Raw genomic sequence first — 23,181 nt, forward strand, 5'->3', positions numbered from 1 at the left:
CAGCCCTTCCGGGGATCGTCGTACACGCGCATGTCAGTCCTTCAGCTCCAGCACACCGGATATGCCGGAGCGGCGCGGCGGGGTGCCGCCGTCGAGGGTCGCGTCGTCGGCGATCCGGCCGTCGAAGAAGCTGATCACCCGGTCCGCGGCGCTCGCCAGCCGGGCGTCATGGGTGACCAGCAGGATCGTCTGGCCGCGCTGGTGGAAGCGGGTCAGCAGCCGCATCACCTCTCGGGTGCCCTTGCTGTCGAGGCTGCCCGCGGGTTCGTCGGCCAGCAGCAGCGGCGGATGGTTGACCAGCGCCCGGGCCAGGGCCACCCGCTGCTGCTCGCCGCCGGACAGCTCGCCCGGCATGCTGCGCTCCTTGCCCGTCAGGCCCAGCTCGGCCAGCAACTGCTCCCGCTCGGCCCGGGCCCGCTTCGGCGAGGTCCCGGCGAGCAGGGCGGGCAGCTCCACGTTGTCGGCGACGGACAGGTTGGACACGAGGTTGAAGAACTGGAAGACGATCCCGATCCGCTTCCGGCGCTCCACCGCCCAGCGGGCCTCGCTGTAGGTGTCGGTGGACTCGCCGTCGAGCCAGATCCTGCCCGCGTCCGGCCGCTGGAGGCCGCCGAGCAGATGCAGCAGTGTCGACTTCCCGGCGCCGGACGGACCGGTGATCGCCACGAACTCGCCGGGCCGTACGCACAGGTCGACCCCGCGCACGGCATGGGCGGGCGCGCCCTCGCCGTGGTGCGTCTTCACCAGCCCCTCGGCGCGCAGCACAGGAGCGGGACGGTCGTCGCTCACTCCAGCTCCTCCAGCTCTTCCTGGCACCGCTCCAGCCAGTCGAGATCGGCTTGCAGGTGCAGCATCGCGCCCTCGATCAGCAGGTGGGCGATGCGGTTGTCGCGGTCTTCGGCGGCGGCCAGCCTCGACAGCTGCCGCATGGTGTTCAGGTACTGGCGACGCTGCTGGTTGATCAGGGAGATCTGGTCGGCGAGCCCGGTCTGCGGAGCGAGCGCCAGCTTCATGAAGAACTCGTCCCGCACCCGCGGCTCGTCCTCGGGCTCCTCGAACCAGGCGCGCAGCGCCTCCCGCCCGGCGTCGGTGAGGTGGTAGACCTTTTTGTTGGGCCGGCTGGACTGCGCCACGTCCTCGCCCTCGATCAGTCCCGACTTCTCGAGGCGGCCGAGGGTCACATAGATCTGGCCGACGTTCGGCTGAGGGTACGCGGAGCCCAGCAGTTGCTCAAGGTCCTGCTTGAGCTCGTAGCCGTGGGCGGGTCCGCGGGCGAGGAGGGCCAGGAGGGGCAGGCGCACGCGTGCAGTCCTCCTGTCCGGTCCAATGTGCTCCAGGCCCTAGTATCGCCCATACCTAACAGGTATACATGGCCTCTGTTCCGGGCGAAGGAGCCCGTCGCCGGTGTACAGGGAGGAACCTATGCGGTGGATCCATGCCGCGGGTAGGGGCCTTCTCGTTCTCGTCGTGGTTCTGACCGGTTACGTCGCCGCCGGGGCGCAGGCGGGCGAGCCCGCCGGCGGCGGCCGTGGACCGCTCACCCTCGCCACCGCCGGAGACCTTACCGGCTACCTCGGTCCTCTGCTGGAGGGCTGGAACCGCACCCACCCCGGCGAAAAAGTGACCCTCGTCGAGCTGCCGGACTCCGCCGACGAGACCCGGGCCCAGATGGCCACCGACCTGCGCGACGGCGACCGCAGCCGGTTCGACGTGCTCAACATCGACGTCAACTGGACCTCGGAGTTCGCCGCGGCGGGCTGGATCCGGCCGCTGCCCCGCGACCGCTTCCCCCTGAAGACCTTCCTCCCGCCGGTCGTGGACACGGCGACCTACGACGGACAGCTCTACGCCGTCCCGTACGTCACCAACGCCGGCCTGCTCCTCTACCGCAAGGACGTCCTCGCGAAGGAGGGCGTGGAGCCGCCGCGCACCTGGGCGGAGCTGGAGCGGTACGCGAAGACCATCGCCCCGAAGTACGGCCTCGACGGCTACGCCGGGCAGTTCCTGCCGTACGAGGGTCTCACCGTCAACGTGGCCGAGGCCGTCTACTCGGCGGGTGGCTCGATCCTCGGCGACGAGGGCGAGCGCGTCACCGTCGACTCGGCGGCGGCCCGCGAGGGCATCGGCTTCCTGGCGCGTGGCGTGCGCGAGGGCTGGATCCCGAAGGCAGCGCTGACGTACAAGGAGGAGGAGTCCAAGCAGGCCTTCCAGGACGGTCGGCTGCTCTTCCTGCGGAACTGGCCGTACGCCTACGTCGGCGCCTCCGCCCCGGGCTCCGAGGTCGCCGGGAAGGTCGGCGCCGTCCCCCTGCCGGGACCGGACGGGCCGGGGACGAGTGTCCTCGGCGGTTCCAACCTGGCCGTCAGCGCGCACGCGCGGCACCCGGACTCGGCCGCCCGCCTGATCGCCTACCTCACCAGCGAGCGCGTCCAGCGCCAGGTCCTCACGCGCGGCGCGCTGCCGCCCGTCCGGGCCGATCTCTACGAGGATCCCGCGCTCATCCGCAGGTTCCCCTACCTGCCGACCCTGCGCGAGAGCGTGCGCACGGCCGAGCCGCGCCCCAAGAGCCCGCGCTACGACCAGGTCAGTCTGGTGGTGCAGGCGGTCGTGCACGACGCGATGGCCGGGCACGAGACGCCCACGGCGGCGGTGCGCCGGCTGGCGCGGGAGCTCGCCGTCATCTCAAGCCGGTAGCGCTTCTACTTACGTGTTAGGTAACGCGGACGTCTCATCTGGCTGAGATATGTCCGGTAGGTGCAGGTTTCCACCTCTTCAACTCCTCGGTAGCTTCTGCCTTTTCATTGACACCCTCTCGACACGCCTACTTAACATGCATGCATAACCGCTGCCCTCCTCAGAGACAGGTCGATGGGTTGAACAGGCACCACTGGTGGCGTGACGCAGTGATCTATCAGGTGTACGTCCGCAGCTTCCTGGACAGCACCGGTGACGGCGTCGGCGATCTCGCCGGAGTCCGGGCCGGGCTGCCGTATCTGAAGAAGCTCGGCGTCGACGGGATCTGGCTGAGCCCCTTCTATCCCTCGCCGCAGCACGACCACGGCTACGACGTGGCCGACTACTGCGACGTCGACCCGCTCTTCGGCGACCTCGACGAGTTCGACCTGCTGGTGGGCGCCGCGCGGCGGCTCGGCATCAAGGTGCTGCTCGACATCGTCCCGAACCACTGCTCCAGCGAGCACCCCTGGTTCCGTGAGGCGCTCGCGGCCCCGCCCGGCAGCCCGGCCCGCGCCCGCTTCCACTTCGCCGACGGCCGCGGCCCGGACGGTGCCGAGCCGCCCAACAACTGGCACTCCATGTTCGGCGGCCCCGCCTGGAGCCGCGTGACCGAGCCGGACGGCCGGCCCGGCCAGTGGTACCTGCACATGTTCGCGCCCGAGCAGCCCGACTGGAACTGGCGCAACCCTCAGATCGCCGCCGAGTTCGACCGGATCCTCCGCTTCTGGCTGGACCGGGGCATCGACGGCTTCCGCATCGACGTCGCGGCCGGACTCTTCAAGCACCCGGAGCTGCCCGACTCGGACGACCCGGAGGCCGACGCCCGAACCCGTGACTCGGTCAACCCGCTCGCCTGGAACCAGCCCGAGGTCCACGACGTGTGGCGGCGCTGGCGCTCCATATGCGAGGAGTACACCGAGCGCGACGGCTGCGAACGCCTCCTCGTCGGCGAGGTCTCCGTCCCGACCGCCCGCGAACACGCCCAGTACGTCCGCCCCGACGAGCTCCACCAGGCCTTCTTCTTCGACCTGCTCAGCGCCCCCTGGGACCCGGATGCCTTCCGGAAGGTGATCTCCGAGGCCATGCAGGACATCGCCGGGACCGGCTCGACCGTCACCTGGGTCCTCAACAACCACGACCAGGTCCGCACCGTCACCCGCTACGGCGAACCCGCCACCGGGGGCAGCGGACTCGGCGCCGCCCGCGCCCGGGCCGCCGCGCTCCTGATGCTGGCCTTGCCCGGAGCCGCGTACATCTACCAGGGCGAGGAGCTCGGCCTGCCCGAGGTCGTGGACCTGCCCGACGACGTGCTCACCGACCCGATCTTCCGCCGCACCGGCAGCCGGGCCCGCATCCGCGACGGCTGCCGCGTGCCGCTGCCCTGGTCGGGCCAGGCCTCGCCCTTCGGCTTCACCTCCGGTGAGGAGAGCGCCAAGCCGTGGCTGCCCCAGCCGGAGTACTTCGCCGAGTACGCCACCGACCGGGCCCTCGCCGACACCCGCTCCTTCTGGCACCTGTACCGCGACGGTCTCCAACTGCGCTCCGCCCTGCCCCAGTTGGGCGAGGGCACGCTGCGCTGGCTGGACTCCCCGCCCGGCGTGCTGGCCTTCACCCGCGGCGACGACCTGGTGTGCGCCGTCCACTTCGGTACGGCCCCCACCCCCGCGCCGGTCTCCGGCACCCCCCTGCTCGCCAGCGGCGCCTGCGCGCCCGGAGTGCTCTCCGGCTCGACGGCCGCCTGGTGGATCCGTTCCTGACCGCCCGCAATCCAACCCCGCAAGTCAACTCCCCGAAGGGACATCAACGATGATGCGACGACGTACCACCCTGCTCACCGGCTGCACCGCCCTCGTCCTGGCGCTCGGCACCACCGCCTGCGGCGGCGGCCCCGTCGCGGCCGGCGGCGGCGACAAGGCGCTCGACGGCCAGACCATCACCGTGGCCGGTGTCTGGTCCGGCACCGAGCAGAAGAACTTCCAGAAGGTGCTGGACGCCTTCACCGAGAAGACCGGCGCCAAGACGCAGTTCACGTCCACCGGCGACAACGTCTCCACCGTCGTCGGCAGCAAGATCGAGGGCGGCAACGCTCCCGACGTCGTGATGGTCCCGCAGGTCGGCGTGCTCAAGCAGTTCGCGCAGAACGGCTGGCTCAAGCCGCTGTCGAAGAAGACCGAGCAGTCCGTGGACGCCGGGTACGCCCCCGTGTGGAAGGAGTACGGCAGCGTCGACGGCACCCTCTACGGCCTCTACTTCAAGGCCGCCCACAAGTCGACCGTCTGGTACAGCCCCGACGCCCTCGCCCAGGCCGGGGTGAAGCCCCCGAAGACCTACGACGAGATGCTGAAGGCCGGGCAGACCGTGTCCGACTCCGGCCTCGCCGCGTTCTCCGTCGCCGGGCAGGACGGCTGGACCCTCACCGACTGGTTCGAGAACGTCTACCTCTCCCAGGCCGGACCCGAGAAGTACGACGCCCTCGCCGCGCACAAGCTGAAGTGGACCGACGCGTCCGTCGTCGACGCCCTCACCACGCTCGGCAAGCTCTTCAAGGACAAGCAGCTCATCGCCGGCGGCCAGAAGGGCGCCCTGAACACCGACTTCCCCGGCTCGGTGGAGAAGGTGTTCGGGCCGGAGCCCGAGGCCGGCATGGTCTACGAGGGCGACTTCGTCGCCGGCGTCGCCAAGGACCAGTTCGGCAAGAAGGTCGGCGAGGACGCCAACTTCTTCCCGTTCCCGGCGGTCGCCGATGGCGAGGCGCCGGTCGTCAGCGGCGGTGACGCGGCCGTCGTCCTCAAGGACGGCAAGAACCAGAAGGCCGCCCAGGCCCTCCTGGAGTTCCTGGCGACCCCCGAGGCCTCGGCCGTGTGGGCGGAGGCGGGCGGCTTCCTGTCCCCGAACAAGAAGCTCGACCTCGCCTCCTACGGCGACGACGTCACCCGCGCCACCGCCAAGTCCCTCGTCGAGGCCGGGGACTCGGTCCGCTTCGACATGTCCGACCAGGCCCCGGCGTCCTTCGGCGGCACCAAGGGCACCGGCGAGTGGAAGCTGCTCCAGGACTTCCTGCGCGACCCGTCCGACCCGAAGGGCACCGCGGCGAAGCTGGAGGCCGCGGCGGCCAAGGCGTACCAGGACTGATCCGCCATGACAGCGACCCTCGTCAAAGAGACGAACCCCCCACCGCCCGTCACGGTCGCCGACCGCACCCGGCGGCTGCGGCGGCGCGGCAAGATCGTCGCCCTGCTGTTCGTGCTGCCCGCACTGCTGCTGCTCGGCGCGCTCGTCGTCTACCCCGTGCTGTTCAGCGTCGGCCGCAGCTTCTTCGACGCCTCCGGGACGACCTTCGTCGGCGGCGAGAACTACGCCGAGATGTTCCGCGACCCGGCGACCCTCACGGCCGTCCGCAACACGGCCATCTGGGTCGTCGTGGCACCGGCCCTGCTGACCGGCCTCGGGCTGATCCTGGCCGTCCTGGTGGAGAAGGTCCGCTGGGCCACGGCCTTCAAGCTGCTCCTCTTCATGCCGATGGCGGTGTCCTTCCTCGCCGCCGGCATCATCTTCCGGCTCGCCTACGACGAGGACCCGGACAAGGGCGTCCTGAACGCCGCGGTCGTCTCCGTCCACGACGCCTTCAAGGCGCAGTCCTCGTACCCGACGGCCCGGGCGCGCGACGGACAGGGCCTGACGAAGGACAAGGACGGTTCGTACCGCACGACCACCAGCGTCTCCCCGGGTGACGCGGTGACGCTGGGCATGGTCGGCGTGCTGCCCGGTGACCTGCCCGGCGGGACCCGGCCCGCGTACGCGGCGGCGGGGCAGAAGGCCGCCCCCGACGAACTGCGCGGCGTGGTCTACCTGGACTTCACGCCCGGCGGGGGAGGGGAGCAGGGCAAGGTCGACCGGCGGGAGAGCGGACTGCCCCAGATGAAGGTCGAGGCGGTGCGCGACGGCAAGGCCGTCGCCACGGCGACCACCGCGTCCGACGGCTCCTTCCGCTTCGACGGACTCGAACCGGGCTCGTACGCGGTGAAGCTGCCGTCGTCCAACTTCGCCCCGCCCTACGAGGGTGTCTCCTGGCTCGGACCGGCGCTCGTCACACCGGCGATCATCGGGGCCTACCTGTGGATCTGGACCGGCTTCGCCATGGTGCTGATCGGGGCGGGCCTGTCGACGCTGCCGCGGGACGCGCTGGAGGCGGCGCGGATGGACGGCGCGAACGAGTGGCAGATCTTCCGGCGGATCACGGTGCCACTGCTGGCACCGGTGCTGACGGTCGTGTTCATCACCCTCGTCATCAACGTGATGAAGGTGTTCGACCTCGTCTACATCATCGCGCCCGGTCCGGTGCAGGAGGACGCGACCGTGCTCGCGACGCAGATGTGGCTGGTGTCGTTCGGCGGCGGCAACAACCAGGGGCTCGGCAGCGCGCTCGGTGTGCTGCTCCTGCTGCTGGTGGTTCCGGCCATGGTGTTCAACGTCCGCCGTTTCCGAAGGGGGCAGCGTTGACTTCCTCCCCCGCCTGAAGGCGGGGGATTCCAGCGGTCGCCCGCTGGGATTCCTGCTTCACCGACGACCGCCCCGTCCGGGAGGACTCCCGTTGAGGTCTTACACCGTCTCCACAGGCAGACGCCGCCAGCCCGGCGGCCAGGGTGTTGCGTGCCGCGTTCACGTCGCGGTCATGCACGGTGCCGCACTCGCACGTCCACTCGCGGACGTTCAGCGGCAGTTTCCCGCGGATCGTTCCGCAGGTTCCACACAGCTTCGAGCTGGGGAATCAGCGGTCGATCACGACGAGTTCACGCCCGTACCAGGCGCACTTGTACTCCAGCATCATGCGCAGGTCCGTCCAGGCCGCGTCAGAGATGGCGCGCGCGACCTTGCCGTTCTTCAGCAGGTTGCGGACGGTGAGGTCCTCGATCACGACCGTTTGGTTCTCACGGACGAGCCGAGTCGACAGCTTGTGCAGGAAGTCCCGACGGCGGTCGGCGATCCGCGCGTGGACCTTGGCGACGCGACGCCGGGCTTTCTCCCGGTTCGCCGAGCCCTTCGCCTTCCGCGACAGGTCTCGTTGGGCTTTCGCCAGGCGAGCGCGGTCACGCCGCTCGTGCTTCGGGTTGGCGATCTTCTCCCCGATGGACAGGGTCACCAGCGACGTGATCCCGGCGTCGATGCCAACCGCCGCGTTCGCGGCGGGTGCCGGGGTGATGGTGTCCTCGACGAGTATGGAGACGAACCAGCGTCCGGCCGCGTCGCGGGATACGGTGATCGTCCTCGGCTCCGAGCCTTGTGGAAGGGGACGCGACTGGGTGTACTCGGCAGACGAGCGGGACTTCTTCCGGCTTTTGTACCTGGGGTACTTGGCTCGCTTGGCGAAGAAGTTCCCGAACGCTGTCTGAAGGTGCCTCAGCGCTTGCTGGAGCGGGACGGAGGAAACCTCCGCGAGGAAGGCGAGTTCCTCGGTCTTCTTCCACTCCGTCAGCGCGGCGGACGACTGCACGTAGGAGATCCGGCGCTGCTCGCCGTACCAGGCCCGCGTGCGCTCCTCCAGCTCCCGCTTGACCTGCTGCGTCACGCCTCACATCTTGTCAATTTCCGTGTGAGCGCAGGGTGTCGGTCGGTGGCCGGTGAACGCCCGTCCGCCCCGGCGGCGAACCAGATTTCGCTGCCCCGCTCCGCAGGAGCTTCGTTTCCTCCCAGGCCTGAAGGCCGGGATATCCACGAAGGAGAGACCGGATGAGCGCGGTTCGGCGCGGGTTGGGCAACGGGGTCGTCCAGGCCTTCCTCGTCATTGTGGGCCTCGTGTGGATGACGCCGCTGGCCGGGCTGTTCCTGTCCTCGCTGAGGTCCGCCGAGGACACGGCGAAGGGCGGCTGGTGGACGGTGTTCTCCACCCCCGGGCAGCTGTCCTTCGACAACTACTCCTCGCTGTTGCAGAACTCGGGCATCACACAGGCGTTCTGGAACACGGTGCTGATTTCGGTGCCCACGACGGTCCTGGTCGTGGTGATCGCGGCGCTCGCCGGCTACGCGTTCGCGTGGCTGGACTTCCCCGGGCGGGAGGCGGTCTTCCTGGTCGTGGTCGCGCTGCTGGTGGTGCCCGTGCAGATCGGGCTGCTGCCGGTCGCCAAACTCTTCGGTCAGCTCGGCCTGTTCGGCACGATCCCCGGCGTCGTCCTCTTCCATGTGGCCTACGGCCTGCCGTTCGCGGTGTTCCTGCTGCGGAACTACTTCGCCGAGATGCCGAAGGAGATGCTGGAGGCGGCTCGGATGGACGGCGGCAGCGAATGGCGTATCTTCACGCGGCTCGTGCTGCCCGTGGGGCGGCCGGCGATCGCCTCCCTGGCCATCTTCCAGTTCCTGTGGGTGTGGAACGACATGCTGGTGGCGCTGCTGTTCGCGGACAGTGCCTCGCAGCCGCTGACAGTGGAACTCCAGTCCCAGATACGGCAGTTCGGCAGCAACATCGACGTCCTGGCGCCCGGGGCGTTCGTGTCCCTGGTCGTGCCTGTCGTCGTGTTCTTCGCGTTCCAGAAGCACTTTGTGCAGGGCGTGATGGCGGGGTCGGTCAAGTGATCACAGCCCAGGAGACCGCTACTCGATCACATGTTTCACAACTAATGCATATCGTGTAGGTGATCTGTACTGTCCGGGAAGATCGGAACTGATAGGTAGATACCTCCAGGGGGCTGTGAGGCTGGTTGCCCCTGTGCGTTCGCAGGAGGTAGCACCGCATGACCCACCAGTCCCGACCCGTGTCCGCCGTCGGCGATCCGGCTCTCGGGCGCTTGAAGGCAGTCCTCGACGACTGGCGAAACTCCCTGCTGGACATGGGCGGGCGCAATCGCCTGCTGAACTTCCGTCCCACCCGGACGTCGACGCTGGAGATCACCTCGCCCGGCATCGGCGCTCTCCTGGCGGACCTCGCGAAGGGCTGGGAGTTCGCCCCGGTCCTCGAAGCGGAGGCGCAGGACGACCGGGCCGGGACGGCCGACCGGCGGAACCGTCCCGGGCTGGTCACCCAGAAGACCACCCAGGCGTCCCTGGACAGCGCGCTGTACCAACTGCGCCAGAAGTCCGGGCAGATGTACAACGACTACGGCTTGTGGGTGCTGTGGCTCGGCGTCGGCATGCTCGACTGGTGCGAGGCCGACGCCCACGAGAGCAGCGCCGCGCCGCTGGTCCTGGTCCCCGTGGAGCTGCGCCGGGACAGCCACCGCCGTTACCGCCTCCACCTGGCTGACGACCAGGACCGCATCCACAATCCCGCACTGGCGGTGAAACTCGAACGGCTCGGTATCGACTGGAGCCCGGTCACCGGCACCGACGTCGGTGACCTGCCCGCCGTGCTCTCCGCCGCACGCTCGGTCGCCGGCGGCCTCAAGGGCTGGTCCGTGCACGAGCAGGTCGTACTCGGCCTGTTCGCCTCGCACCGGGAGGCGATGTACCAGGACCTGCAGCAGAACGAGGACCAGATCCTGGCCCACCCTCTCGTACGGGCCGCCGCCCTCGGCCCCGACGCGGGGCTGCCCGACGACCTGGTCGGATTCGAACCGCCTGAGCTGGACCGCATCGACGAGGTCCAACTGCCCGAGAAGACGCCCTTGGTCCTCGACGCCGACGCATCGCAGCGTCAATGCATCGCCGCGGTTCTGGACGGCCGGTCGTTCGTGATGAGCGGCCCGCCCGGTACCGGTAAGAGCCAGACCATCACCAACATGATCGCGGCGCTCATGCACGCCGGCCGCAGCGTGCTGTTCGTGAGTGAGAAGGCGGCGGCGCTCGACGTCGTACGCAACCGGCTGCGCGGGGTGGGCCTCGGCGACTTCGTCATGGCATTGCACAGCGGTGACACGAGCAAGAAGGCCGTCGCCACCGAACTGGCCCGGGTGCTGACCACCGAAGCGCGCGTCACCGGGGCCGCCGCACACGAGCTGGAGCGGGCCCGGAAGCTGCGCGAGGAACTGTCCGCCTACGCCGCGGCCATGAACCAGGTTCGCGAACCGCTGCAACGCACCCTGCACGACGTCCTTGGCCGCCTCGTGCAGCTGGAGCAGGCAGGCACCCCGAACCTGCCGCTGACCGCAGAGAACGCCAAGGCCGTCCGGTCCCTGAGCGCCGGTGCCCTGCTGGAACTGGCCGCCGCCTCGCAGGCCGTCAGCCGTGCCTGGCGCCCCGCCGCCGAGGGTGAGGCCTTCCCCTGGCGTGGACTGGTCGGCACGGACGCCCACCAGGTCGTGTCCGAGGCCGCCGAGGCCCTGGACGCCCTGCTGACGGCGACCGGACGCCGCCCCTTCCCCGCCACGCGGGACGAACCCCGCTCGGTTCGGGAAGCCGAGCAGATGGTGCGGACGCTTCAGGCCGGCCTGCCGACCGGGACGGTCCCGGCGGACGGCGGCCTGCCGGACGACGTGTCCGCTCAGCTCGCTCAGCTCGCGGACCTCTTCGGCATGCCCAAGCCCAACGGCGCCGACGCCGCGTTCGCCCTGTGCGAGCTCGCCGACCTGACGGCCTCCGGCCACCGTCCGCCACACGGCTGGTTCGTCGCCGATGTCCTGGCGCGGGCCCGCGAGGCCGCGGAGGAACTGCGCCGGGCACTGGACGCCGAGACGGCGGCCCGTGACGCCGCCGACGACGTCTTCGGCGAGCAGGTCCTCACCGCCGTCGAACTGCCCGACATCGCGGGACGGTTCGCCGAGCAGCACCGCGGACTGATGGCCCGCTTCTCCGCCCAGTACAAAGCCGACCGCGTGTCCGTGGCCGCGCTCACCCGCACCGGCATCTGGGACAAGTCGCTGGCCGCCCGGCTGGAACAGGCGCTGGCCTGGTACAACGCCGCCACCGAGGTGGCCCGGCTGGCCGACCGACACAGCGCGATCCTCGGTCGGTACACGCCGCGGACCACGCACGAGCTGGAGGATCTCGACCGTGCACTGGCGACGGCCGAGCGCATCGCCGCGCTGAGCCCCGAAGCCGTACGACGCGAACACCTCGTCGACCGCCTCGCTGACGGCGCCGACCCCGACGATCTCCCGGCCCTGCTGGCGAAGAACGTGCGGACCTCGCTCGGCTCGTGGTGCGCGGTCGCCACGGGCCGCGCCGAGCGCTGGAGCCGCTCCGTGACCGCCCTGCTCGACCTGTTCGACACCGGCCGCCGCACCCAGCTCTCACCTTCTTTGCTGGGCACCTTCGACCAGGCCCGGCGGGTGGTCGACGCCCTCCGGGCCGACCGGGAGGGCCCTGACGAGTGGCACGCCCACCTCGCCGGTTTCTCCGTCCTCGCCCGGCACGGGGCGGGCGGCCTCGTCGCGAGCGCGGCCGAGCGGGGTGTCGACCCGGACCGGCTGCCCGACATCGTCGAACAGGCGCTGCTGCGTGCCTGGGCCGACGACCTCCTCGCCACGGACAAGCGCCTGCGCAGCACCCGATCCGACGACCTGAACGCGCGGGTGGCCGACTTCCAGGAGGCCGACCGCCGACTGATCGCCGCCGCGGGAGGTGCCGTCATCGCGGCGTGCAACAAGCGAAGGCCCAGGCGCTTCGCCGGAGGCGCGGGCGCGGTGATCGTACGCGAGGCGGAGAAGAAGACCCGGCACATGCCGGTGCGTGAACTCCTCGGCAGAACCCGCGAGGTCGTCCAGTCGGTCAAGCCGTGCTTCATGATGAGCCCGCTGACCGTCAGCCAGTTCCTGCCCAGCGACTTCCACTTCGATGTCGTCATCTTCGACGAGGCGTCCCAGGTCCGGCCCGGTGACGCGGTCAACTGCATCTACCGGGGGCGCACGCTCGTCGTCGCCGGTGACGACAAGCAGCTGCCGCCGACCTCGTTCTTCGACGCGTCGGTCGAAGACGAGTCCGACGAGTACACCGAGGACGTCCCGGACTCCTTCGAGTCCCTGCTGCACGCCTGCAAGGCCGGTGCCATGCGGGAGCTGCCGCTGCGCTGGCACTACCGCAGCCGCCACGAGAACCTGATCACCTTCAGCAACCACGAGTTCTACGCCAACTCGATGGTCACCTTCCCCGGAGCTCTCGACGAGGGCAACGACGTAGGCGTCGCCTTCTTGAAGGCCGACGGTGTCTACGACCGAGGAGGCCGCCGCGACAACCGGACGGAGGCGGACTTCGTCGCCCGACGCGTCATCCACCACTTCGACTCCCGCCCCGGCAAGACCCTCGGAGTGGTCGCTCTCTCTCAGGCGCAGGCCTCCGCGATCGACCAGGCCGTACAGCAGGCCCGGCTGGCGCGACCCGACCTGGACCACTGCTTCACCGAGGATCGTCTCGACGGCTTCTTCGTCAAGAACCTGGAATCCGTACAGGGCGACGAGCGCGACGTGATGATCATGTCCGTGGGTTACGGTCCCGACGAACACGGCAAGGTGGGGCTCAACTTCGGCCCCATCAACAAGAGTGGCGGCTGGCGCCGCCTCAACGTGGCGGTGACCCGCGCCCGCTACCGCATGGAGGTCGTCGCTTCCTTCCGTGGCACGAGCCTTGCCGACAGCCCCAACGAGAGCGTGCAGTACCTCAAGCGCTACCTCGAGTACGCCGAGAACGGCCCGGCCGTCCTGGCGCGGGACGTGGTGCAGTCCGACGCCGAGCCCGACAGCCCGTTCGAGGAGTCCGTCCTCGCGGTCCTGCGCGGCTGGGGTTACCGGGTCCAGCCACAGGTGGGCGTCGCCGGCTACCGCATCGATCTCGGTGTGCGCCACCCCGAGCTGCCGGGCGCGTACGCCCTCGGCATCGAGTGCGACGGTGCCATGTACCACTCGTCCAAGGCCGCCCGGGACCGCGACCGACTGCGCGAGCAGGTGCTCAACGGGCTCGGCTGGCGTCTGTACCGCATCTGGGGCACCGACTGGTACCGGGGACGTGCGGCCGCCGAACTCCGGCTGCGGGAGGCGGTCGAGCAGGCCATCGCCCAGGGCCCGCTCGCCGCGGGCAGCGCGGTGCCGCAGGCGCCTGATCCCGACGACGGGGGGTCCGGCGCGGTGGCGGCTGTGGCCGACGCCGAAGCGGGTGGCGGACTGCCTGCGGTGCCGTCCCCGCGCACGCCGGCCCAGGCGGAGGTGGAGTACGAGCGGGTGCCGGTGGACACAGCCGGGGAACGCGAGTGGAGCGCCCCCTACGCGCTGAGCGAGGTCGTGATCAGCCCGCGGTACGAACTGCACACACCGGAGGCCCGGCCCGCCCTGCGGAAACTGCTGACGCAGGTCATCCGGACCGAGGGGCCCATCCACGAGGACCTGCTGGTGCAGCGGGCCCGTGAGGCCTGGGGCGTGGCCCGGGCGGGCAACCGCATTCGGGACAACGTCCGGGAGGTGGCACGTGCCCTGGCCGACTCGGGATTGGTCGTCTCGGACGATGCCTTCTTCCACGCGGAAGGCCACAACGCGGTGAAGGCGCGGCATCCGGGGGACGGCGAGACGGTGCGCAAGGTCGTGCACATCGCCCCGGCCGAGCGGTACGTGGCGTTGGCCGAGCTGGCCGCCGAATGCCCCGGCATGTCGCGCGACGAGCTGATCAAACAGGCCTGTGAGTTCTTCGGCTGGCGCCGCACGGGCAAGGACATCCGCGACTGCCTGGCTGCCGACATCGAGGAACTGCACAGGCAGCGGCGGCTGGAAGGCGGACCGGAGCGCATCAGAGCGGCTCGCTGAAGACGGGACCTCAGGCGCGCACCAGACGAAGAGTGCGGCGGAGGCCCAGAGCCTCCGCCGCACAGCTCACGCCGAAGCCGGCGGATAAAGGGAACGTGGCAGTTGCGAAGCCGCCGCCGCGTCCAGCAGCCACAGTGTCCGGCTGCGGCCGTACGCCCCGGCCGCCGGCGCCTGGATCTCGCCCGCGCCCGAGAGCGCGATCGCCGCGGCCTGGGCCTTGTCCTCGCCCGCGGCCAGGAGCCACACCTCCCGCGCCGCACGAATCGCCGGCAACGTCAGTGTCACCCGCGTCGGCGGCGGCTTCGGTGCGCCGTGGACGCCGACGACCGTGCGGTCGGTCTCCCGGACCGCCGGCAACTCCGGGAACAGCGACGCCACATGCGTGTCCGGGCCGACTCCCAGCATCAGCACGTCGAACGTCGGCACGGGCCCGTGGTTCTCCGGGCCCGCCGCCCGCGCCAGGTCCTCCGCGTACGCGGCCGCCGCCGCGTCCACGTCGGTGCCGGAGGGGCCGTCCGACGCGGGCATCGCGTGCACCCGCTTCGGATCGAGCGGCACCGAGTCCAGCAGTGCCTCCCGCGCCTGCGTGACGTTGCGCTCCGGGTCGCCCTCGGGCAGGAACCGCTCGTCACCCCACCAGAGGTCGAGCCGGCTCCAGTCGATCGCGTCCCGGGCGGGCGCCGCGGCCAGGGCGGCCAGCAGGCCGTTGCCGTTGCGGCCGCCCGTCAGGACCACGGACGCCGAGCCCCGGGAGGCCTGCGCGTCCACGATCCTGGTGATCAGCCGGGCCGCCGCGGCCTGGGCCATCAGCTCCTTGTCGCGGTGGACGACGAGCTGCGGTGCCGTACTCACTTCGTCGTCGCCTTCCGTACCGGTTCCAGCCTGGGCGGTTCCTGCTTCACCGGTGCCTGCGCCGTCGCTTCCGCAGCGGGAGCTTTCGCAGCCGTTTCGACGGGAGCGGGGAGGGCGAGCCGCCCCCGGCCGTCACTTTTGGGCTCCCCTTTGGTCACCGGCTCTTCCTTTTCGGCCACCGGCTCTTCCTTCGCCGGAGCGGGGGCGTTGCCCGGCCAGGACGCCTTCAGCCGGTCCACCCCGTACCGCAGCGCCGACGCGTACGTGTCGTCCGGGTCCAGCCGCCGCAGCTCCTCCGCGATCAGCTCGGCCGTGTCCCGGCGCTTGAGCGCCACTCCACGGGCCGGCTGGCCCTCGATGGAGAGGGTCGCGAGGGAACCGTCGGCACGGTCCAGGGTGATCGCGCCGCAGCTGGTGTCCATGCGGACCGCCGTCAGCCCGGGGCCGCCGGACAGCGAGCGCTTCACTGGGACGTCCAGCCGGTCCGCGAGCCACATCGCCAGCAGCTCGCAGCTCGGGTTGAACTCCTCGCCCTCCACCTCGACGGCCCTGACCTCGCAGGTGACCTGGTCGAGGGCGGCCGCCAGCATGGAACGCCAGGGCGTGATGCGGGTCCAGGACAGGTCCGTGTCGCCGGGCGTGTAGGTCCCGGACCGGGTGGCCAGGTCCCGTACCGGCTGCTCGGAGGCGTAGGTGTCGGTGACGCGGCGCTGAGCGAGGGCCCCCAGGGGGTCCTTCGCCGGGTCGAGCGGCGCGTTCACCGGCCACCACACCACCACCGGGGCGTCCGGCAGCAGCAGCGGCAGCACCACCGACTGGGCGTGGTCGGCGACCTCGCCGTACAGCCGGAGCACCACCGTCTCGCCGGTGCCGGCCTCCGCGCCGACCCGGACCTCCGCGTCCAGGCGGGACTGCGTACGGTCGCGGGGCGAGCGGGAGACGCGCTTGATGACCACGAGCGTGCGCGAGGGATGCTCGTGCGAGGCGTCGCTCGCGGCCTTCAGCGCGTCGTAGGCGTTCTCCTCGTCCGTCACGATGACCAGCGTGAGCACCATCCCCACCGCCGGGGTGCCGATCGCCCGGCGGCCCTGCACCAGCGCCTTGTTGATCTTGCTGGCCGTGGTGTCCGTGAGGTCTATCTTCATGGCCGGCGCCAGCTCCGTCCGTGTCGCTCGAGCATTTCGTCCGCCTCGACGGGCCCCCAGGTACCGGCCGGGTACTGGGCGGGCTTGCCGTTGCTGTCCCAGTACTCCTCGATCGGGTCGAGGATCTTCCAGGACAGCTCGACCTCCTCGGTACGCGGGAAGAGGTTCGAGTCTCCGAGGAGAACGTCCAGGATGAGACGCTCGTACGCCTCCGGGCTGGACTCCGTGAAGGACTCGCCGTACGCGAAGTCCATCGACACGTCCCGGATCTCCATCGACGTGCCCGGGACCTTGGAGCCGAAGCGGACCGTCACGCCCTCGTCCGGCTGGACGCGGATGACGATCGCGTTGGAGCCCAGCTCCTCGGTGGCCGTCGTGTCGAAGGGGGAGTGCGGGGCCCGCTGGAAGACGACCGCGATCTCCGTGACACGGCGGCCCAGGCGCTTGCCGGTGCGCAGATAGAAGGGGACGCCCGCCCAGCGGCGGTTGTCGATCTCCAGCTTGATGGCGGCGTAGGTGTCGGTCTTCGAGGAGGCGTTGATGCCGTCCTCCTCCAGATAGCCGCGCACCTTGGTGCCGCCCTGCCACCCGGCCGCGTACTGGCCGCGCACCGTGTCCCGGCCCAGGTCCTGCGGCAGCTTCACGGCCCCGAGCACCTTGGTCTTCTCGGCGGCGAGCGCGTCCGCGTCGAAGGAGGCCGGCTCCTCCATGGCGGTGAGCGCCAGGAGCTGGAGCAGGTGGTTCTGGATGACGTCACGGGCGGCGCCGATGCCGTCGTAGTACCCGGCCCGGCCGCCGATGCCGATGTCCTCGGCCATGGTGATCTGCACGTGGTCCACGAGGGACCGGTTCCAGATCGGCTCGAACATCGTGTTGGCGAAGCGCAGCGCCAGGATGTTCTGGACGGTCTCCTTGCCCAGGTAGTGGTCGATGCGGAAGACCTGGTCCGGGGCGAAGACCTCGTGGACGACCTTGTTGAGCTCCTCGGCCGACTTCAGGTCGTGCCCGAACGGCTTCTCGATGACCGCGCGGCGCCAGGAGCCGCCCTTCTGGTCGGCCAGTCCGTGCTTCTTCAGCTGCTGGATGACCACCGGGAAGGACTTCGGCGGCACGGACAGGTAGAAGGCGAAGTTGCCGCCCGTGCCCTGTGCCTTGTCGAGTTCCTCGATCGTGGAGCGCAGCCGCTCGAACGCGTCGTCGTCGTCGAACGTGCCCTGCACGAAGCGCATGCCCTGGATGAGCTGCTGCCAGACCTCCTCGCGGAAGGGCGTGCGGGCGTGCTCCTTGACCGCGTCGTGGACCTCCTGTGCGAAGTCCTCGTGCGCCCACTCGCGACGGGCGAAGCCCACCAGCGAGAAGCCCGGCGGCAGCAGACCACGGTTGGCGAGGTCGTACACGGCGGGCATGAGCTTCTTGCGGGACAGGTCGCCCGTGACGCCGAAGATGACCAGGCCCGACGGCCCCGCGATACGCGGGAGCCGTCGGTCCGCGGGGTCACGCAGCGGGTTGCTGCTCGACACCTGTTCAGCCCTCCGAGGGGGCGAGGCGCTGAAGCTCGGCCTCGGTCGACTTCAGCAGGTCGGTCCAGGACGCCTCGAACTTCTCGACGCCCTCCTCCTCCAGCAGCTGGACCACGTCGTCGTACTTGATCCCGAGCCGCTCGACCGCGTCGAGGTCGGCGCGGGCCTGCTCGTACGTGCCGGCGACGGTGTTGCCCGTGATCTCGCCGTGGTCCTCGGTGGCGAACAGGGTCGCCTCGGGCATGGTGTTCACCGTGTTCGGCGCGACCAGCTCGGTGACGTACATCGTGTCCTTGTACGCCTTGTCCTTCACACCGGTGGACGCCCACAGCGGACGCTGCTTGTTGGCGCCCGCCTTCTCCAGGGCGTTCCAGCGGTCCGAGGAGAAGACCTCCTCGTACGCCTGGTAGGCCAGACGGGCGTTGGCGACGGCGGCCTTGCCGCGCAGCGCCTTGGCCTCGTCGGTGCCCAGCGCGTCGAGCCGCTTGTCGATCTCGGTGTCCACGCGGGAGACGAAGAACGACGCCACCGAGTGGATCTGCGACAGGTCCAGGCCGCGCTCCTTGGCCTTCTCCAGGCCGGTCAGGAACGCGTCCATGACCAGGCGGTAGCGCTCCAGCGAGAAGATCAGCGTGACGTTGACGCTGATGCCCAGGCCGATGGTCTCGGCGATGGCCGGGATACCCGCCTCGGTCGCCGGGATCTTGATGAGGGTGTTGGGCCGGTCCACCAGCCAGGCGAGCTGCTTGGCCTCGGCGACCGTCGCCCGCGTGTTGTGCGCCAGGCGCGGGTCGACCTCGATCGAGACCCGGCCGTCCTTGCCGCCGGTGGCGTCGAAGACGGGGCGCAGGACATCGGCGGCGTCGCGGACGTCCGCCGTGGTGATCATGCGGATGGCCTCTTCGACGGTGACCTTGCGGGCAGCGAGGTCGGTCAGCTGCGTGTCGTAGCCGTCGCCCTGCGAGATCGCCTTCTGGAAGATCGACGGGTTGGTGGTGACGCCCACGACGTGCTGCTGGTCGATCAGCTCGGCGAGGTTGCCGGACGTGATCCGCTTGCGCGACAGGTCGTCCAGCCAGATCGCCACGCCTTCCTCGGAGAGGCGCTTGAGTGCGTCTGTCATGGAAATTCCATCTCCTACGTGTCGTATATGAGGGTCAGCGCTGAGCTGCGGCGATCGATTCCCGGGCGGCGGCGGCCACGTTCTCGGCAGTGAAGCCGAACTCGCGGAAGAGGACCTTGCCGTCGGCCGAAGCACCGAAGTGCTCCAGGGAAACGATGCGGCCGGCGTCCCCCACGTACTTGTGCCAGGTGAGACCCACCCCGGCCTCCACCGCGACGCGCGCCTTCACGCTGGGCGGAAGGACGCTGTCCCGGTACCCCTGGTCCTGCTGCTCGAACCACTCCACGCACGGCATGGACACCACCCGCGTGGGCACGCCGGCGCCCTGGAGCTGCTCGCGCGCCTCGACGGCGACGTGCACCTCGGAGCCGGTGGCGATGAGGATGACGTCGGGCTCGCCGCCGTCGGCCTCGAACAGGACGTAACCGCCCTTGGCGGCATCGTCGTCGGGCTCGTAGGTCGGCACGCCCTGACGGGTCAGCGCCAGGCCGTGCGGCTGGCCCTTGCCGAACTCCTTCGTCCAGCGCCTGAGGATCTCGCGCCAGGCGATGGCCGTCTCGTTGGCGTCCGCCGGGCGCACGATGTTCAGGCCCGGGATGGCCCGCAGTGACGCCAGGTGCTCGACCGGCTGGTGGGTCGGGCCGTCCTCGCCCAGGCCGATGGAGTCGTGCGTCCACACGTACGTCACCGGCAGGTGCATCAGTGCCGACAGCCGCACCGCGTTGCGCATGTAGTCGGAGAACACCAGGAACGTGCCGCCGTAGATGCGCGTGTTGCCGTGCAGCGCGATGCCGTTCATCTCGGCGGCCATCGCGTGCTCGCGGATACCGAAGTGGATCGTGCGCCCGTACGGGTCCGCCTCCGGCAGCGGATTGTCCGCCGGGAGGAAGGAGCTGGTCTTGTCGATCGTGGTGTTGTTGGAGCCGGCCAGGTCGGCCGAGCCGCCCCACAGCTCGGGAACGACCGCGCCGAGGGCCTGGAGGACCTTGCCGGAGGCGGCACGCGTGGCCACGCCCTTGCCGACCTCGAAGACCGGGATCTTCTCCTCCCAGCCGGTGGGCAGCTCACCCTTGGCGACCCGGTCGTACTCGGCGGCGCGCTCGGGGTTGTTGTCCCGCCACTGCTGGTACGCCTTCTCCCACACCGCGCGGGCCGCCTGGCCCCGCTCCAGCGCCTTGCGGGTGTGCTCGATGACCTCGCCCGCGACCTCGAAGCTCTGCTCGGGGTCGAAGCCCAGCACCCGCTTGGTCGCGGCGACCTCGTCCTCGCCCAGCGCCGAGCCGTGCGCGGCCTCGGTGTTCTGCGCGTTCGGGGCCGGCCAGGCGATGATCGAGCGCATCGCGATGAACGACGGCTTGTCCGTGACCGCCTTGGCCTTCTGGATCGCCTCGAAGATCGCGGCCGGGTCCAGGTCGCCGTTGGCCTGCGGCTCCACCCGCTGCACGTGCCAGCCGTAGGCCTCGTAGCGCAGAGCGGTGTCCTCGGAGACGGCCGTCTCGGTGTCGCCCTCGATCGAGATGTGGTTGTCGTCCCACAGCAGGATCAGATTGCCCAGCTTCTGGTGGCCCGCCAGCGACGAGGCCTCGGCGGAGATGCCCTCCTGGAGGCAGCCGTCACCGGCGATGCAGTAGATGAAGTGGTCGAAGGGGGACTCGCCCTCGGGGGCCTCCGGGTCGAACAGACCCCGCTCGTAGCGGGCGGCCATCGCCATGCCCACCGCGTTGGCCACACCCTGCCCGAGCGGGCCGGTCGTCGTCTCCACCCCGGTCGTGTGCCCGTACTCCGGGTGACCCGGCGTCTTCGAACCCCAGGTGCGGAAGGACTTCAGATCGTCCAGCTCCAGGCCGAAACCGGCCAGGTACAGCTGGGTGTAGAGGGTCAGGGACGAGTGGCCGGCGGACAGCACGAAGCGGTCCCGCCCGACCCAGTCGGCGTCCGCCGGGTCGTGCCGCATCACCTTCTGGAAGAGGGTGTAGGCGGCAGGCGCGAGACTCATCGCCGTACCCGGATGGCCGTTACCGACCTTCTGTACGGCATCGGCGGCCAGGACACGCGCGGTGTCGACGGCCCGCTGGTCCAACTCGGTCCACTCGAGGTCTGTTGTGGTCGGCTTGGTGCTCACCCTGGGTCAGGGCTCCTCTCCACATGTCGGATGCCGGTGTATCGGGGCGTCCACCGGCCGCAGCCGAGCCTACCCCCGTGGGACGTGCGTTCTTTCGAGTCACTCCAGAGTGCCGGGACACGTTTCGATCCGCCTCCTGACTGGGCCGTATCCCATTCGACAGGTGAATACGGAGCCGCTCATCCGGGTGCTCAATCGAGCTTCCGCACGCCCTTCCGAAGCCGCCCTCCAACACGAGCCGACCCCCGCGAATGTCCGACTCTGGGCAACGTCTAAAGTGGCGTGGTACGCGCGAGCCTTTACCGGGACTTCACACGGGTGAGGCTTGCTGGGATGTCTCTGTAGGGGTGTGCGTGACGGCCGTTGAATCCCGTCCAGCGGGGATGATCGGGACGGACCAGAGCCCGGCCCACCGGCCGTTCGGGGCCCGTGTCAAGGCGTTCGTGGCTCTCACCAAGCCGCGGATCATCGAGCTGCTGCTCATCACCACCGTCCCGGTGATGTTCCTGGCGCAGCAGGGCGTGCCCGACCTGACGCTGGTGCTGCTGACCTGCGTCGGCGGTTACATGTCCGCGGGCGGCGCCAACGCGCTCAACATGTACATCGACCGCGACATCGACGCGCTGATGGACCGCACCTCGCAGCGGCCGCTGGTCACCGGCATGGTCAGCCCGCGCGAGTGCCTCGTCTTCGGCATCACCCTGGCCGTCGCCTCGACGCTGCTGTTCGGCCTCACGGTGAACTGGCTGAGCGCCTGGCTCTCCCTCGGCGCGCTCCTCTTCTACGTCGTCGTCTACACGATGATCCTCAAGCGCCGTACCTCGCAGAACATCGTGTGGGGCGGCATCGCCGGCTGCCTGCCCGTGCTGATCGGCTGGTCCTCGGTCACGAACTCCATGTCGTGGGCGCCGATCATCCTGTTCCTCGTCATGTTCTTCTGGACGCCGCCGCATTATTGGCCGCTGTCCATGAAGGTCAAGGAGGACTACGCGCGCGTGGGCGTGCCGATGCTGCCGGTGGTCGCCTCCAACAAGGTGGTCGCCAAGCAGATCGTGATCTACAGCTGGGTCATGGTCGCCGTCTCGCTCCTGCTGACCCCGCTCGGCTACACCGGCTGGTTCTACACGTCGGTCGCCCTGGTGGCGGGCGGCTTCTGGCTCTGGGAGGCGCACGGCCTCCAGAACCGCGCGAAGGCGGAGGTGACGGGCGCGAAGCTGAAGGAGATGCGCCTGTTCCACTGGTCGATCACCTACGTCTCGCTGCTCTTCGTGGCGGTCGCGGTCGACCCCTTCCTGCGCTGACGCAGCGCTGACGTACGTCACAGGGCCCTGCTCTCGCCAGTCGATCTACTCGTGAGTAGCATCCCTGTCATGGCAGACACGCAGCAGGTTGACCCGAAGGCCGAGCGCAAGGCGGCCCGGCTCGCCCAGCAGATCAGCTCCTTCTCCAAGGCCCACGGCGGCGCCGAGGGCCAGGTCGCCTATCTCGGCGAGCGCGGCGCCCGCATCGTCCTGGTCGGCGAGGACGGCAACTGGGGCGACCTGGTGGCCCCGTCCTTCGAGATCGCCGAGAAGGCCGTGGAGAAGTCCGGCGTCACTCGCCACGAGTCCTTCGACGGCGAATTCGCCGCGAAGGTGAAGACGGGCCGCTACGAGTGGTCGCGCATGGCGGGGATCCAGGTGGGCGGCCCCAAGAACGGCTGAGCAGCCGGCCTTCTTGTGTCTTGGGGGCGCGGGGCTGTATCGATGTGCGGCTCCGCCGCGTGGGCGTGATCAGCCACGCACGACCCGCGGTCGCCAGAACACCCGCACCCCCCTTCGGGACCGCGACCTGAACCCGGTTCACCCGTTAGGACCCTTAGAAACAACAGGGTCCACACCGGGGAGCCCGGATGATCGAAACGCCGTCCCTAGTGGACCAGTACTGCCACGGAGTACTCCGCACGGAGCTGGGCCTCGGCACCTTCGAGGCCCAGCTCCGTGCGGAGTACTCCGTGGCAGTACTGGTCCACTAGGGACGGCGTTTCGAT

General features: G+C 69.9%; 15 protein-coding genes and 1 pseudogene. 8 read left to right on the top strand and 8 right to left on the bottom strand.

What is annotated here, in order from left to right; all coding sequences use genetic code 11:
• Positions 1-33: 33 nt before the first annotated feature.
• Together CA983_RS03375 and CA983_RS03380 are read right to left on the bottom strand one after the other, a co-directional pair.
• A complete protein-coding gene (locus CA983_RS03375; protein WP_107500193.1) occupies positions 34-789 on the bottom strand; it encodes an ABC transporter ATP-binding protein in 756 nt (251 codons plus the stop codon).
• Positions 786-1,301, bottom strand: a complete 516-nt coding sequence (locus CA983_RS03380) for a PadR family transcriptional regulator (protein ID WP_086599373.1) — start codon at positions 1,299-1,301, stop codon at positions 786-788. Before CA983_RS03380 ends, CA983_RS03375 begins: the two co-directional genes overlap by 4 nt.
• A gap of 121 nt (positions 1,302-1,422) precedes the next feature.
• Here CA983_RS03380 and CA983_RS03385 point away from each other — a divergent pair, with 121 nt between their 5' ends.
• The 4 genes from CA983_RS03385 (at position 1,423) to CA983_RS03400 (ending at position 7,236) form a co-directional block, all read left to right on the top strand.
• Positions 1,423-2,694, top strand: coding sequence for an ABC transporter substrate-binding protein (locus CA983_RS03385; protein ID WP_086599374.1), 1,272 nt, complete (start codon positions 1,423-1,425; stop codon positions 2,692-2,694).
• 140 nt (positions 2,695-2,834) lie between these two features.
• Positions 2,835-4,493, top strand: a complete 1,659-nt coding sequence (locus CA983_RS03390; protein WP_208636871.1) for a glycoside hydrolase family 13 protein — start codon at positions 2,835-2,837, stop codon at positions 4,491-4,493.
• A gap of 49 nt (positions 4,494-4,542) precedes the next feature.
• A complete protein-coding gene (locus CA983_RS03395; protein ID WP_086599376.1) occupies positions 4,543-5,868 on the top strand; it encodes an ABC transporter substrate-binding protein in 1,326 nt (441 codons plus the stop codon).
• A gap of 6 nt (positions 5,869-5,874) precedes the next feature.
• A complete protein-coding gene (locus CA983_RS03400; RefSeq protein WP_086599377.1) occupies positions 5,875-7,236 on the top strand; it encodes an ABC transporter permease in 1,362 nt (453 codons plus the stop codon).
• Here CA983_RS03400 and CA983_RS03405 read toward each other — a convergent pair.
• A pseudogene (locus tag CA983_RS03405) lies at positions 7,202-8,284 on the bottom strand (RNA-guided endonuclease InsQ/TnpB family protein); the annotation flags it as partial. The gene CA983_RS03400 and the pseudogene CA983_RS03405 overlap by 35 nt on opposite strands.
• 179 nt (positions 8,285-8,463) lie before the next feature.
• Between CA983_RS03405 and CA983_RS03410 the strand changes: the two are divergent.
• Both CA983_RS03410 and CA983_RS03415 read left to right on the top strand, forming a co-directional pair.
• Complete coding sequence (locus CA983_RS03410; RefSeq protein ID WP_086599378.1) at positions 8,464-9,303, top strand: carbohydrate ABC transporter permease; 840 nt, start codon at positions 8,464-8,466, stop codon at positions 9,301-9,303.
• A 158-nt stretch (positions 9,304-9,461) separates the two neighbouring features.
• Positions 9,462-14,390 (top strand): DUF3320 domain-containing protein, encoded by a 4,929-nt coding sequence (locus tag CA983_RS03415; RefSeq protein ID WP_086599379.1) that lies wholly within the window; start codon positions 9,462-9,464, stop codon positions 14,388-14,390.
• Between the two features lie 66 nt (positions 14,391-14,456).
• Here the strand turns inward: CA983_RS03415 and pgl are convergent, their stop codons facing one another.
• Genes pgl through tkt form a run of 5 tightly spaced genes read right to left on the bottom strand, consistent with a single transcriptional unit; the run spans position 14,457 to position 21,152 of the window.
• Complete coding sequence (pgl, locus tag CA983_RS03420) at positions 14,457-15,242, bottom strand: 6-phosphogluconolactonase (RefSeq protein ID WP_086599380.1); 786 nt, start codon at positions 15,240-15,242, stop codon at positions 14,457-14,459.
• Complete coding sequence (opcA, locus tag CA983_RS03425) at positions 15,239-16,387, bottom strand: glucose-6-phosphate dehydrogenase assembly protein OpcA (RefSeq protein ID WP_086599381.1); 1,149 nt, start codon at positions 16,385-16,387, stop codon at positions 15,239-15,241. The genes pgl and opcA overlap by 4 nt, the downstream gene beginning before the upstream one ends.
• Positions 16,384-17,907 (bottom strand): glucose-6-phosphate dehydrogenase, encoded by a 1,524-nt coding sequence (gene zwf / locus CA983_RS03430; RefSeq protein WP_086599382.1) that lies wholly within the window; start codon positions 17,905-17,907, stop codon positions 16,384-16,386. The genes opcA and zwf overlap by 4 nt, the downstream gene beginning before the upstream one ends.
• Before the next feature lie 4 nt (positions 17,908-17,911).
• Complete coding sequence (gene tal, locus CA983_RS03435) at positions 17,912-19,030, bottom strand: transaldolase (RefSeq protein WP_086599383.1); 1,119 nt, start codon at positions 19,028-19,030, stop codon at positions 17,912-17,914.
• Positions 19,031-19,064: 34 nt separating this feature from the next.
• Entirely contained in the window at positions 19,065-21,152 is a 2,088-nt protein-coding gene (gene tkt, locus CA983_RS03440) for a transketolase (protein WP_086599384.1), read from the bottom strand.
• Between the two features lie 383 nt (positions 21,153-21,535).
• On the opposite strand from tkt, the gene CA983_RS03450 reads away from it, so the two are divergent.
• On the top strand, positions 21,536-22,453 hold the full coding sequence (locus CA983_RS03450) for a heme o synthase (protein ID WP_208636872.1): 918 nt from the start codon (positions 21,536-21,538) through the stop codon (positions 22,451-22,453).
• A gap of 69 nt (positions 22,454-22,522) precedes the next feature.
• On the top strand, positions 22,523-22,855 hold the full coding sequence (locus CA983_RS03455) for a hypothetical protein (protein WP_086599386.1): 333 nt from the start codon (positions 22,523-22,525) through the stop codon (positions 22,853-22,855).
• The last annotated feature ends 326 nt before the right edge of the window (positions 22,856-23,181 follow it).

The sequence above is a fragment of the Streptomyces swartbergensis genome, assembly GCF_002148965.1.
In the GTDB taxonomy this organism is placed as follows: domain Bacteria; phylum Actinomycetota; class Actinomycetes; order Streptomycetales; family Streptomycetaceae; genus Streptomyces; species Streptomyces swartbergensis.